Raw genomic sequence first — 305 nt, forward strand, 5'->3', positions numbered from 1 at the left:
GCCATCACAGAGCACAAGAGCCCGGGGTGGGCGCGCTGCAGTGGGTGCATCCGTGCGCCAATCTCGAAGATCTGCTCATGAGGCAACTCGATCGCCAAGTACTACGGCGCCGAGAGGTCCGTCTCCCATCCAAACTGATCGACCTGATCGCGTGCTGCCGCCTGGTCGAGCAAAGCGAACCCAAACAGAAGCCGCTTGCACGTCGGTGTGCGTCGCCGCAGCCACGCGAACATCGCCTCTGCGAACATGTCACCAGCATTGCCGCTGGAGCGAGCGTCGCGCGGCGAGAGCGGACCAGCCTCGAA

1 protein-coding gene is annotated in these 305 nt (G+C 63.9%); it reads right to left on the reverse strand.

Annotation, left to right across the window (positions count from 1 at the left end; all coding sequences use genetic code 11):
• Positions 1-101: 101 nt before the first annotated feature.
• Positions 102-305, reverse strand: a 204-nt coding sequence (locus RVY79_RS18790; RefSeq protein WP_317466074.1) for a hypothetical protein, incomplete at its 5' end; no start/stop codon positions are given.

It is taken from the genome of Chromohalobacter sp. HP20-39, assembly GCF_033052815.1.
In the GTDB taxonomy this organism is placed as follows: Bacteria; Pseudomonadota; Gammaproteobacteria; order Pseudomonadales; family Halomonadaceae; genus Chromohalobacter.